Source organism: Pseudoalteromonas aliena (genome assembly GCF_038155085.1).
Classification (GTDB): domain Bacteria; phylum Pseudomonadota; class Gammaproteobacteria; order Enterobacterales; family Alteromonadaceae; genus Pseudoalteromonas; species Pseudoalteromonas aliena_A.
Window position 1 is genome coordinate 1 of the sequence record NZ_JBAKAU010000269.1, and the last position, 211, is coordinate 211.

A 211-nucleotide genomic window follows, 5' to 3' on the forward strand; every position below is an offset into this window, starting at 1 on the left:
AGCCGAAGCGCAGTCAAATACCTTCTAGCCGTATGAATGTCTTTTTAAATACCCAGGTGCAAGCGCAATGAGCGTCTGTTCTTCAAAAATAGCGAGGTGATGGGGCTGCCAACCTCTTTTTTGTGTTACGCATTCGCTTTGTTCAAGGGCATATAAAAAAGAATGTTGAGTAAATGGTTCATCCCCAAATAAACGATGACACTGCTCCTGA

Annotated in this window: 1 pseudogene; it reads right to left on the bottom strand. The window is 43.1% G+C overall.

What is annotated here, in order from left to right:
• Nucleotides 1–27 precede the first annotated feature (27 nt).
• Nucleotides 28–211, bottom strand: a pseudogene (locus tag V6260_RS19355) (peptidogalycan biosysnthesis protein); the annotation flags it as partial.